Annotated in this window: 7 protein-coding genes and 3 pseudogenes; 5 read left to right on the top strand and 5 right to left on the bottom strand. The window is 67.0% G+C overall.

Annotation, left to right across the window (positions count from 1 at the left end; genetic code table 11):
- Positions 1 to 1218: 1218 nt before the first annotated feature.
- The 3 genes from ABZ208_RS31705 to ABZ208_RS31715 all read right to left on the bottom strand — a co-directional run bounded on the left by ABZ208_RS31705 (position 1219) and on the right by ABZ208_RS31715 (position 5757).
- A complete protein-coding gene (locus ABZ208_RS31705) occupies positions 1219 to 1776 on the bottom strand; it encodes an SRPBCC family protein (RefSeq protein WP_356912901.1) in 558 nt (185 codons plus the stop codon).
- Positions 1777 to 2186: 410 nt separating this feature from the next.
- A complete protein-coding gene (locus ABZ208_RS31710; RefSeq protein ID WP_356912902.1) occupies positions 2187 to 2684 on the bottom strand; it encodes a hypothetical protein in 498 nt (165 codons plus the stop codon).
- Positions 2685 to 3198: 514 nt separating this feature from the next.
- Positions 3199 to 5757: a protein kinase gene (locus ABZ208_RS31715; protein ID WP_356912903.1), complete on the bottom strand. Its 2559-nt coding sequence runs from the start codon at positions 5755 to 5757 to the stop codon at positions 3199 to 3201.
- A gap of 446 nt (positions 5758 to 6203) precedes the next feature.
- Between ABZ208_RS31715 and ABZ208_RS31720 the strand changes: the two are divergent.
- Positions 6204 to 6836 (top strand): annotated as a pseudogene (locus ABZ208_RS31720) (transposase); the annotation flags it as partial.
- Positions 6837 to 6982: 146 nt separating this feature from the next.
- Here ABZ208_RS31720 and ABZ208_RS31725 read toward each other — a convergent pair.
- Positions 6983 to 7828 carry an endonuclease gene (locus tag ABZ208_RS31725; RefSeq protein WP_356912904.1) on the bottom strand — a complete coding sequence of 282 codons (846 nt, stop codon included), beginning with the start codon at positions 7826 to 7828 and terminating at the stop codon, positions 6983 to 6985.
- Positions 7829 to 8282: 454 nt separating this feature from the next.
- Here ABZ208_RS31725 and ABZ208_RS31730 point away from each other — a divergent pair, with 454 nt between their 5' ends.
- From ABZ208_RS31730 to ABZ208_RS31745, 4 genes and pseudogenes are all read left to right on the top strand, one after another.
- Positions 8283 to 9092, top strand: coding sequence for a serine protease (locus tag ABZ208_RS31730; RefSeq protein ID WP_356912905.1), 810 nt, complete (start codon positions 8283 to 8285; stop codon positions 9090 to 9092).
- A 374-nt stretch (positions 9093 to 9466) separates the two neighbouring features.
- Positions 9467 to 10102: a ParA family protein gene (locus tag ABZ208_RS31735; protein WP_356912932.1), complete on the top strand. Its 636-nt coding sequence runs from the start codon at positions 9467 to 9469 to the stop codon at positions 10100 to 10102.
- Positions 10099 to 10365 carry a hypothetical protein gene (locus tag ABZ208_RS31740; RefSeq protein WP_356912906.1) on the top strand — a complete coding sequence of 89 codons (267 nt, stop codon included), beginning with the start codon at positions 10099 to 10101 and terminating at the stop codon, positions 10363 to 10365. Before ABZ208_RS31735 ends, ABZ208_RS31740 begins: the two co-directional genes overlap by 4 nt.
- Before the next feature lie 72 nt (positions 10366 to 10437).
- Positions 10438 to 10548 (top strand): annotated as a pseudogene (locus tag ABZ208_RS31745) (IS5/IS1182 family transposase); the annotation flags it as partial.
- A 503-nt stretch (positions 10549 to 11051) separates the two neighbouring features.
- On the opposite strand, the pseudogene ABZ208_RS31750 reads toward ABZ208_RS31745, so the two are convergent.
- Positions 11052 to 11412: pseudogene (locus ABZ208_RS31750) on the bottom strand (3'-5' exonuclease); the annotation flags it as partial.
- Positions 11413 to 11502: the final 90 nt, after the last annotated feature.

Consider the following 11502-nt stretch of genomic DNA (forward strand, 5'->3'; position numbering starts at 1 on the left):
GCCCCGCCCGTGGGACACGGCGCATGCGCGCCGCGCCCCGCCCGGACGACGGCTCCGGGACCACACCGACCGCGCAGCCAGGGCCAGAACAGCCGACGCCCCCGACACGGACCAGCACCGCGAAACACGGACCGCTGCCGGCACGGACCCGCACGACATCCGCACCGGACCAACATGCCGAGGCCGGCGCACCAGCACCCATGAACGTCCCTGCCGGTCAAAGAGCCGGGCAAGCCCCTGCCACGAGAGAAGCAAGCCCCCACCACGACGGTCGGGCAAGCCTCGGTGAGGTACCGGGCAAGCCCGCAGTCCGTCGCGGTGGCCGACCGGCCACCGCGACCGTGACCGATCACGCCGCGACCATCGGTCGAACCACAGGTGAAAGACCGTGACCTTGGGCCTTCCCGTCTGCGCGCCTCGCCCTCGAGCGCCGTGATCCAGTCGAAGCCCGGAGATGCCCGTCCAGGCTCCTCGGCCACGGACGCCCGCGGCCGGGGCAAAGTGGCACGACGGCCTGTCCCCCGGCCGCGGGGCAGGTGAACAGGCGTCAGCCATTTCGACGCACTTCCTGCGGCCGGGGGCCGGGCGTCAGCCGGCCCACGTCGGGAGCCGGCATTCGTACCTCCGGGGCCGCAGGTCCCCCTCGACGGGCTCCCCGTTCCCGCAGAGAGTGACCGTGTCGCCCGTCGCGGTACACGGGTCGACACGGGTGCCGACCCTGACGTCACCGACGGCGCACAGGCCGACGCTGCTGTTCCTCCCGCGTGCGTGGAGGACCACGTCGACGCCCGGTTCGACACCGACCCTGCCGGCCGTGGACCACGAGGTCGACGCCGACCACCGGCTGCGTCTGGCTCTGGGCGCGCCGGTGATCCCCTTCGACCTCGACACGGCGCCCATGGGCGCCACGCGTGCAGCGCAAGTCGCAGGGCCCGCCGCGGCGTTCCACCGTCCAGCACCCGGTTTTCGCAGCGGGCGGCAAGGGTGGCCGATCGGTCATGGCCGGCAGCACGACGCAACAAGGCGCGCAGGATGGCATCGGTCAACCCGTCGGTCAGGCGACGACCACCAGGATGGCGCACCGCCGCACCGCCGCGAACCCAGTCACGCCACCGGCCCCGGCACCAACACCGTCGACCCGACAATCGGCCACCAACCAAGCCCCCTGCGACCGACCGATGCGACCCTGGCTCGATCCGCTTCGAGGGACATCGGAGATCAGGGGTTCTCCCCCGGGTGGCCGGACATTGCTGCCGCATCGCGTTCCGCAAGCCTCTTCAGCGTCAGCAGCTGCTTGCGCATCATGACGACATCACCCCAGGCCAGTAGCCGGCGCTGCATCCTGTGAACCGGTCCGGGCCGTTTCTCGACATCGACGGCCACGACCAATCGGCAGCCCCGCGGCGCCGCTTCGAGGAGATAGGTGACGGCCATCTGCCCGTATCGCCGTGCGGGCTCCTCCGGCAGTACCCCTGTGATGTGCCGACCGGCCTCGAACCGGGCGATACGGAACGGCATGAAGGGCTGACCGGCCTCGAGCGGAACCACGTCGTCGGGCAGCCGGTCCGGACTCCTGTTCCCCCGGAAGTCGATCCAGTCGTAACTGTAGGGCGCCTGGCGCAGCTGCTCGACCCAGCGGAAGACAAGCTCCGGCGGTGCGGCCACGTGCACGGCCCGCGTCCAGCGCTCGTGCGGACCGTCCATGAACTCGTCACAGGGGTAACGTGCGTGCCGTTCGTCAGGGGAGGCGCCCCACACCGTTCCGGTCAACTCCATGTCCCCGAGCGTACGCTGCCCCTGACCGCCACCCGTCAGGAGGCAGGGGAATCGACACAACCCCGGCCCGAAGCCCCTCGCAGGGCCAAAGAGCATTTCGTCCCGGCGCGAGTGTCACGGGGGGTGTTCCTGGCCGGAGCGTTGCCGGAGGCGGCCGCCGCCACGGCGGCTTTCGACCACGGTGCCCGGCGTCGTCATCGCCACCGCAACGAGTGCCACGCTCCCGATCCGGCAACGGGAAACTGCCTACGTCCAGAGGCGGTTCAGGCCGTGGCCGGCCCCCGTGGTCCGCTCCGGTCGGGCGATACGGCACCTCAGCACGCACAAGGCGCGGCAGGCAGTCGCCCACCCGAGGAGCCTCAATGATGGCCGGCCCGGGAACAGGCCAGGTGGCGGCGATCCCCGGGACATCAGGCAAGCGGCTCACGCAGCTTGTGGATCTCGGGGCGGGCCAGGTCCACGAGGTCGTCTCTCAGCATCGTGTTGAAGGCCCGACGAGCGGCCAGCGCTTGCTCATCGACTTCCAGGCCGCCCCGCAGTTGACGCACGTAGGTCTGCCGAACCAGGTGCTCCGCCGGAAGGTAGGCGTCCTTCAACCACCGGTACAGGTCGTCCGAGGCCAAGAGCAGCAACCGCCGATAGGCTTCGTCGCGGGCCCGGACACGGCGGTTCAACTCCTCCTGTTTGTCCTCCCAGCCTGACTCCTGGATGTAGGTGAGCCAATCCATCCACAGGCCCGTGGCCAGCATGAAGCCTTCAATGCAGGTCAGACGCCGCTCTTGAGCCTTCTCCAACAGACTCGCCCGCAGCCGTAGTCGTTCCACCGACCGCGTGGCAAACGCCGTCAGGAGGCCACCGACCACCGCAGCAACAGCCGCGATGACGGCCGGCATGATTGCAGCCTCCATACTTGCCCTCCCCCACGGAAACCCCCGCGGCTTCGGCCGGCCCCGTAGGTGACCGTCTCAGTTTCCGTCTCATTCAGCCGGGTTCACGGTGGATCAGGCAAGACCCAGAGCGGACCGCCACGGCGCAGGATGCCGTCTCTCCTGATGAAGTCTCTGGCGTCACTCCGCCGACCTCTCTGTGGGCAAGGTTCCGGCGCACCATCGGAATGACATCAGCCACCAGTTGCGCCCTCGACGCTTGACAACCGTCATTGGGAATCAGTCACACCGGTGTGAGTCAGCGTCCTGTTTGGCCGGTCTGCACAGGTAGGTGCTCAGCCGTGGGGTCGGGTCAGTAGAACCAGACGACGAGGCGTACGTTCTCCGCGCCGTGGACTTCGCCGCAGCGGGGCCCTGGCGATCTCGTCGGGCGTGACCTTCTTGCTGCCCATCAGCACCGGGCGAATCAAGGGGACTCGCCAGACACGTACGACTCCAGCTCAGATCACCCGCACGTGAATCCGGGGCGGCTCCGTCACCGCATCTGCTGGTTGCGCCAGACCTCAGCCTCCGGAGTGGCCGCTAGCGCGCGCAGGAAGTCGGCCGGCTCCTGGTAGCGGTCTGCTGGGTCGCGGGCGAGGCATGTGATCACCACTTCGCGTAGTTGCTCGGAACCCGTGAGGTCATCAAACGAAATGGCCTCGCGGAGGACGCAGTAAATTACCTCAATCGCGTTAGCGCCAGTGTGGGTAGGGTGGCCCGTAAGGCACTGGTACAGCACCGCCCCGAGCGCGTAAATGTCCGACCTGATGTCCGCCTCGGCGGCTGACCGTAACTGCTCGGGAGCCATGTAGGCCGGCGTGCCAAGCATAAAACCGGATTCCGTGTCCCTGTCATTCTCATCCACACCTGTCCAGCGGGCGATTCCAAGATCGACAATCACGGGTCCGCGCGTCGGGTGGGCGATGATGTTGGACGGTTTGAGGTCGATCCGGCACAGATTCAGAGAGTGCAGGTATACGAGCGCTTCGCCGAGACTCCTTCCCTGCTCAACGACACTCACGGGGGGCAGTTGGTGGTTCTCATCTAGGATTTTGTCGAATGTGCGGCCATCGAGAAGCTCCATGATCAGCGCCCACTCGGGGTCTCCCTCGATGATCGCGATGGTGCGTGCGATGTTGGGATGCCGCATTTGCATGCCGATCTCAGCCTCGCGGCGGAAGCGGACCAACATCAAAGGTTCCACTCGCAGATAGCTGTGCATCATCTTGATCGCCACGTCCTCACCGGTCCGCAGATCACGGCCACGGTAGACGGCGCCCATGCCTCCGTTCCCGATCAGATCGTGCGCTTCGTACCGGCCGGAAAGACGTGTGATCGGCGGTTCGAGGCCGCGCGGCACCCGTGCAGACGCAGCGTCCTGACGCGCTTGGCTGAGGGCGAACGTGGTGTCCCAGTCACGCAACGCCGGCGCTGGCATGCCCACATCGGCCCGCTCGGTCTCGTTGTGACGCGCAAAATTCGCCAACCTGCGAGAATATGTGTCCGCGAGCCTGTAATAGGTGATTCCGGCGGATTCTGGGTTGCCGTAGAGGGTGGCGTTGGGACGGTCCGCCTCGTTCACCACCTCCAGGACGCCGCCGCGCACGAGGTGACGCAGGAGCTGTTCCACCGTGGGAGTGTCGATCCTCAGCAACGGGTCAAGCTGGCCATCATCCGTAACGTCCGCTGCCGTGAACACCCTCCCGCGGCTGCGCAGTGCCCAATCCGCAACGTGATAGCCGCGGAGCCTCCACCGGTCGTCGTCGATTGGTACTGGAGCCAGGATGCCCGTTGCACCCGAGGGCGCACGTCCTGACACGATTCCATCCAGGTGGCTGTAGAACAAGATACGTTGCCAGTCCACCTCCCCGACACGCAGCGCGGGTTTGCCCGAACTATCCCAGATGATCAGAGAGTTAAACTCCTGCAGCAGCCGACGTGGGACGCCTCGCGACTTGAAGCGCAGATAGGCAATCAGTAGTGCCAGTCGTGTCGGCTCGCCTTGAGGGCCACTCAAGTCCAACGTCCGGTCCGGCTCCGGGTCCGTGGAGACTGACGGCATCGGTGGCAGTCCGCGCTCTACCCGTCCGCGTTCGGCCAGTTCTTGGACCAGGATCTCTGGCGCCCCCCAGAGGCACGGTACGTACATCCGCCATGCGAAGACGCTCTCGTACAAGCCATTACCCCGGTCCACGTCCTCAAGTGCCCGGTCGTGGAGATCTGGCCCGGCAACCAAGATGAAGTGGGCGCCTCGTGTGGTCAGGACGCTCTTGAACGAGCCAAGCAGTCTTTCCAGGTCGGTTATCGCGTCTTGCGCGTTGTCGGTCAACTTATCGACCTCGTCAAGCACGATGACCGGATGGACCCGCAATCGAGGCTTGTGGCGGCGCAGGCGACCCTTGACCGCAGGTCGGCCGTGTCTGCCGCTGAGCAACTGGATGATGCGCATGAGATCGTGCTCAACATCCGTCTCCGAGTAGGCCAGGAACGAGGCCTCCGTCGTACGTGTACTCATCCGCTTGCCCGCGAGGCTCAGATTTGGCGCAACGGAGGCAAGTGGGCCCTGCTGAGGGCCCATCCCCAAGGTGCCGCCGCGCTCGCTGCCCTCTGATTGTGTCTGCGTGAAGGACAGCGATGTGCGGGTGTAGGAAAGTAGAAGCGACTCCTGGACGTCCGGTGGCAACCGTGGAAAGAGACCTCGGTCGTCCAACGCCTCGAAGATACGCCGAACGACAGCGAACAGCAGCTGGTTCGCCTCCATTTTGCGCGCGATGCTCAGATACACCACCAGCAAAGTGTCGCGATCGGAGCCCTCGCCCGATCCCCCGCCGGTCGGCTCTGACGCTGCCTGCGCGAGTGCTCGCATGACGAGTGTGGTCTTGCCTACCCCGCGGAATCCGGTAACCAGGAAGGCGCCACCGTGCGAGTACGTCAACCGCTCACGTAGTGACGTAACGAGCTCATCATGGCCGAGCACAGGAATTGAGGCATCCCCCACGGGCAACGGCTCGTGGATGAACCGGAAATCCTGGTGCAATGGCACATGCAGCACAACGCCCCTCCTTAGCCACACTCAAGAAGCAGCGTAAGGCACCGGGACTGCTCACGCTGAGCCCCATGTCTCAGGGACCAGCTTGTTCACCTCGTCCGCACGGTGTTGCGGCTATGTGCTCGCCCTGGCCCGCACCGGTGCCCATCGCACGGTACTGAAGCACGACATCGGACGCCGACTCTCGGGCCATCAGAACGAGCCCCGACCTTCAGCGCGCCATAGGACACACCTGCGCTTCCATCACACTCCGTTACAGCTACAGCAGGCGGCTGCCTGCCGCCGACAAACACCCTCGCATCGCCCCTCGAAGACAGGACAACTCTTTTACCCCCTCTTGAACATGTCCGCACCCGCATAAGCCAGCACGATGACGCGGGTCCCTCGGGCCGCGGCAAGCCGTGGTGCCCGCGCGGTGAACCAGCGTTCGGCGGGCGCGCCGGAACCGGATCCGCCAAAACCAGGCGGGACAGCTCCTGGTAGCCCTGTTCACTGGGCTGAGCCCGCGTCAGTTCGGCAAATGGATCACCGCCTTGCGACGCGAGGGTGCGGATCCGGTCCGCAAGGGCCGGCCGTGGAGCCTGCCGCTGGAGGACCGCGTGCTGCTGGTCGCCGCCTACTGGTGGACGAACCTGACCCTGTGCCAACTGGCGCCGCTGTTCGGGGTGTCCAAGTCCGCAGCCGACCGCGTCATCGACCATCTCGGACCCGCGCTCACCCTCGAGCAACGCAAACGGTTCCGCATGGACACCGTGCTGATCGTGGACGGCACCCTGGTGCCCACCCGCGACCACAGTGTTGCCGAGCAGTCGAAGAACTACCGGTACTCGACCAACCATCAGGTCGTCATCGACGCCGACACCCGGCTCGTCGTCGCCGTCGGCAGGCCCCTGCCCGGCAACCGCAACGACTGCAAGGCATGGGAGCTCTCCGGCGCGAAAGACGCCGTCGGCCGCACCACCGTCATCGCCGACGGCGGCTACCGCGCCGGCCTGGTCATCCCGCACCGCCGCGAACGCGGGCAAGCCGAACTCCCAGCCTGGAAAGAGGAACACAACGCCTCCCAGCGCAAAGTTCGCGCCTGCGGAGCCGGCTGCTCAACACGGGGCGAAACGCCCCTGGGGCCCACGGCTCGCCGCCGCAGGCCCCAGGCCGGCACCCGCCCTTGCCCGCCGGATCCGATGCCGGCCAGGACAGGTCAGGTCAGGTCAGACGGAAGAGTTCACGCCTACTTCCATATCTCCTGCACCCACTCGGGGTGGTCTATGAACGGGTTCCGGTTGTGCTGGAACTTCTCGAAGATGGTCTGGTTGCGCTTCTTCTCGAAGTCGTCCGGCGGGTCCTGCGCGTTCCACTCCTTCAGCACGGACAGGCGGCCGATGTGGGGCGCGGAACCGTTGTCGACGTTGTCGTTGGGTTCAAGGTCGGCGAAACCGTCGCCGCCGTCGTAGCGGACGGCCATGTACAGGATCATGCGGGCGACGTCGCCCTTGTCCGCGTCGCGGGGCTCGAACGAGTCGCCGTCGGTGCGATTGCCCGGGGCCTCCTCGACCTCCTCCCCGCCGGCGTCGAAGTCCTTGTTCCCGCGCGTGCTGTTGACGGTCACGTCCGTGGGGCGCAGGTGGTGGATGTCGGTGCCGGGACCGGCACCGGTGCCGAAGTCGCCGTGGGACTTGGCCCACACATGTTCGCGGTTCCAGTCGTCGTCTCCGGCGCCGTTGCTGTCCTTGCTCTGGGAGCGGTCGCTGTAGAAGAGGATCACGTTCGACGGGTTCGCCGGGTCCTCGTCCGTGTCCTTCAGTGCGTCCCAGACCTGGTCGTAGCTGAGTCTGGTCTGGTCGCTGACGATGGTGTGCAGAGCCTTTTTCAGTTCCGGGCCGGTCTTTCCCAACGCGTCCTTGTAGTACGTGTCGTCGTACGCGCCCACCGCGCCGGCGGACCGGCCGGCAGTGGGGGTGGGCGTGGGGGGATTCTGGGTGGCCATCGCGGCGGCCGGGGCGGCGATTGCGGTCACGGCCACGGCGACGACGGCCAGGCGCCACGGTTTACGGCGCTTGAGGCGGTGGGTGGACATGGTGTGGGGGGTGTCCTCTCCCTGATCGGGCGACCGGCGGCACAGCTGTCGTACACGCCGACGCAAAGCAACAGGTGTTCGATCAGGGAGCTTTCCATGCCGTCGCCCCCACCGCGTGGACAGGCTGCGCCCATCGTGTGCCGACACCGTGAACACCGCTGAAGCGCAGCCCTGTACCCCGGCGGCAGCCAGCCAATCCTCTGTTGCAGCGATGCGCAACAGCACCGGCCATAAAGGGAGTTGGACCGTCAGCGCTCTTGATGCCCCGCGCAACTGTTCCCCATAATCGCTAGGCGCTTTGCGAACTCATCCCCCACTGGGTTCGGACGCACCACTGCGTGCTGCCATGACACAACGGCAGTGTGCGGACGTTCTGCCATGCCGTCGTCGGCGTGGTGCGCCGATTCTCGTGGGCCGGGTTCGAAACGCGTGTCCCCCCACGAGAGGAAGTCCGTTGACCAACCACCTCAAGCACCTCAAGCGCGCCGCCGCGGCCGGTGCCGTCGCGCTCGCGGCCCTCAGCCTCCAGCCCGCCGCGGCCCACGCCGCCTCTGAACCGACCCCACGCGGTGAGATGGGCCCGACCGTCGTCGGCGGCACGAAGGCCGATCAGGGTGAGTTCCCGTTCATGGTACGGCTGTCCATGGGCTGCGGCGGCTCGCTGTACGCCAAGGACATCGTGCTCACCGCCGCCCATTGCGTCGACGGCAGCGGCCCCAACACCGGCATCACCGCAACAGCCGGCGTGGTCGACCTGGAGGACCCCAACGGCATCAGCGTGAAGTCCACCGAGGTCCTCCAGGCCGCCGGATACAACGGCAAGGGAAAGGACTGGGCACTGATCAAACTCGAGAAGCCGATCGACCTGCCGACCCTGCCGATCGCAGCGGACGACAAACTCAACAACGGCGAGTTCGACATAGCCGGCTGGGGTGCGGACAAGGAGGGCGGCAGCCAGCAGCGCTACCTGCTCAAGGCGAAGGTGCCGTTCATCGACGACGCCACGTGCCAGAACGCGTACGGCGATCAGCTGACACCGGGCGAAGAGCTCTGTGCCGGTCTCCTGGACACCGGTGGTGTCGACACCTGCCAGGGCGACTCCGGCGGCCCCATGTTCCGCAAGGACGAAGCGGATGCCTGGACCCAGGTCGGCATCGTCAGCTGGGGCGAGGGCTGCGCCCGCCCGGGCAAGCCCGGCGTCTACACCGAGGTCAGCACGTTCGCCGAGGACATCAAGAAGGCGGCCGAAGAACTGGGCGGCTGACCTGACCGGCCCGCAGTCGTAGGCCGGATTCGCAGGCGGATCCGTAGCCCGTATTCACAGGGCACTCCCGCCAACGCACCCCGCTGCCGAGCCCCTTCCCGCTCGGCAGCGGGCCCGCCCGGAGTTCGCCTGAACGCGCATGACACACAAGTGAGCACCGGCCGGCCCGCCACCGCCCCGCCGTCGGCTCGCCCCAGGCCTGCGCCGGAGGCACCCCGTCACCCCGGGCGAGCGGCAGCAGCGGCATGGTCATCAGCCCCGCGCGGCTCGACCACCGGCATAGGAGCGGTTCCTGACTGCTTGCGAGTGAACGATGAAGCTCCCGCAGTCGCGTCGAAGCCATCCGGCCGATCATGCCTCTATGGTTGGTTCTCATGCCGCTAAGCTTTGCCTTTGTGAATCTCAAGCCTGGAGTCGGCAAGACGACCAGTGCCGTATGGCTGGCCCACGCGCTTCACGAGTCGGGCTACTCGCCGCTTCTGGTCGATGGCGACCCAGCCGCCTCCGCGTTGCGCTGGAGCGAATTGGCCGACGGCTTTCCGTTTCCCGTCATCGCTTTGCCGGTGGGTGACGTGCACCGGCGCGTGAACGACTTCCTGGACAATCGGCAGGCTGTGGTGCTGGATGCGCCGCAGTTGGAGGACCATCCTCGCATCGCCCGCAGCATCATGAGGTACGCGAGTGAGTGGATCGTCCCGGTGACCCCCGCCCCCATCGAACTGGACCGAATGGCACCCATCCGCTCCGAGATGGACGACGTGCAGTCCCTGCGCGCCGAGCCGGCCCGCACTGCAGTCCTCCTGAATCGGACCAATCGTCCCGACGCCACACGCACCGGCCCCGATGCCGACGCTCGTGAGGCGCTCACCGAGTTGGGGTTCGTGGTACTGGACACCCAGATCGCGCGGCTCGAGTTGTACGCCCAGTCGTTCGGGAGTCCGGTGCAGGCCAAGGGATCGGCGTACATGGACCTCGCCGAGGAACTCATCAAGCGTCAGGAAGAGACATGACGGAGCGCAAGGACAGGTACCGCGCCGCGTTGCAGCGCGGAGAGGACACCGCTACCCGGTCCTCCAGAATTATCACCCTGAACAGCAGATACGTCCGGATGACCATCGAAGTGGACCCGGACCTGCAACGCGACCTGACGCGATGGGCCAGTCTGCCGGTCTCAGCGCTGGTGCTCGCCGGCACGACCGTCCTGCGAACCTTGACCGGCACCGCCACAGCTGCGCCCGAATCCGCGGAGGGCGCACCACATTCGGGGCGGTAGATACCCCAGGTCGCCGTAGGGCGCTCGAAAGAGCAGCGGCAGTTCGGCGAAAAAGGGGGAAAGTACCGGACGGAGGAACCGGACGATCACGCCCCCGGTCGATCCCGAGGCGGGCTGACGACGAAGATCCACCTCGCCGCCGACGGCAGGGGCCGCCCGGTGGCGGCCCTGGTGAGCCCGGGATGGTTTCCTTTCTTGGGGCCCATCTGGACGATCCGTGCGAACCGACGCACGATCTTGGGATCAACCCCGCCGGCTGGGCTCGAGGCACTCTTCGTCCCCAGTGGAAAGCCCCTCCAGGGAGCTGCGCTCATCGGCGATTGGTCTCCACCGCCAGGAGGCGGACCGATGCACGTGAACGGCGTGCGTACGCCCAGGAGGTCGAGCCGGTGCGCGGGGCGCGCCGTAAACGTCCATGCCGGCGGAGGCAGGCCAGTGGTGCCTCAGACGCTCGGTCCTTGCGTGAGCCGGTCGAGCTGCAACTGTGCGGTCGTCAGCGGCCGGGACCCCGGTGGCGACGGCGCCACGAACGCCGACGCCGCATCCGTTGTGTCATCGACCGAATCCTGTGCCGAACACCCGGTGCCGACAAACGCCCCAGCAGCCGCCACCGCACCCCCCACCTTCCAGCCCTTCGCCCACACTGCCACTGCCCCCTGATCAGATTCGTCCGAGACGGGCAGACGCTACGGGCCGAAGGCCCCGATGTCGAGGCGGGCTTGGGCTCGGGTGACGGCTACATGGGCGAGGCGTGCTTCGGTGTCGTCGATGGGGCCAGGGGTGGGACGGCCGTCGGCGTCTCGTTCGTCGGTGTCGTCGGGCGGGGGTGAAGTCGGGGGCGATTCTTACGGTGTTCCACTCACGGCCTTTGGCGCGGTGGGCGGTGGAGATGGTGACTTGCGCGGTGTTCTCGGGTGCGAGTTGGTCGACGGGGGCGAGGACGGTGTCGGTGCCGTGCTGGTCGATGAGGTCGACGAAGGGTTTGAGGTAGCGGCCTGCGGGGTCGGTGTCCGCGTGCTCCTGGAGGTCACCCCACGTGGGGAACACCCTCGCAGGCGTGCAGCCGACCTCGATGCGGTGCACCGCCCTGCGGACCGTCACCGGGTGAACCTCCAGGATCGAGGCAAACCGTCGACG

This window comes from Streptomyces sp. NPDC006208, assembly GCF_040613775.1.
Classification (GTDB): Bacteria; Actinomycetota; Actinomycetes; order Streptomycetales; family Streptomycetaceae; genus Streptomyces.

What these genes read in the sequence shown, in the direction of transcription:
- ABZ208_RS31710 (WP_356912902.1), bottom strand. Translation starts at nt 2,684, where the DNA reads ATGGAGGCTGCAATCATGCCGGCCGTCATCGCGGCTGTTGCTGCGGTG.
- ABZ208_RS31705 (WP_356912901.1), bottom strand. Translation starts at nt 1,776, where the DNA reads ATGGAGTTGACCGGAACGGTGTGGGGCGCCTCCCCTGACGAACGGCAC.
- ABZ208_RS31735 (WP_356912932.1), top strand. Translation starts at nt 9,467, where the DNA reads ATGCCGCTAAGCTTTGCCTTTGTGAATCTCAAGCCTGGAGTCGGCAAG.
- ABZ208_RS31725 (WP_356912904.1), bottom strand. Translation starts at nt 7,828, where the DNA reads ATGTCCACCCACCGCCTCAAGCGCCGTAAACCGTGGCGCCTGGCCGTC.
- ABZ208_RS31740 (WP_356912906.1), top strand. Translation starts at nt 10,099, where the DNA reads ATGACGGAGCGCAAGGACAGGTACCGCGCCGCGTTGCAGCGCGGAGAG.